At 61.9% G+C, this 291-nt stretch carries 1 protein-coding gene; it reads left to right on the top strand.

The features are described from left to right. A partial coding sequence (locus tag GCN75_RS28950) for a hypothetical protein (protein WP_152285386.1) occupies nucleotides 1-291 on the top strand: 291 nt, incomplete at both ends.

The raw sequence follows: 291 nt of genomic DNA, 5'->3' as shown, positions 1-291 counted from the left end.
GGGCCGCATCGTGGCGGCGCAGAATGCCGAGCTTACGGTGGGCAGCCTGGACAATACGCAAGGCACGGTGGCAGCCGGGAGCCATCTGCAACTGTCCGGTGGCGACATCGACAATACCAAGGGCCAACTGCAAGCTGTGGCCGGCAACGCCACCCTGACTGTGACGAACTTGAACAATACCGCAGGCAACGTGTTTGCCGGCGCCAACTTGAGCAGCACGCTCGATACCTTGAGCAATACGGGCAGCCTGTATGCTGCCGGCAACCAGACTTTGACCACCAGCGGCGCCAT

The organism is Janthinobacterium violaceinigrum, from assembly GCF_009208555.1.
GTDB classification, from domain to species: Bacteria; Pseudomonadota; Gammaproteobacteria; order Burkholderiales; family Burkholderiaceae_D; genus Janthinobacterium; species Janthinobacterium violaceinigrum.
The sequence above is the reverse complement of the archived record's forward strand: the minus strand, read 5'-3'. Positions and strand labels throughout refer to the sequence as shown.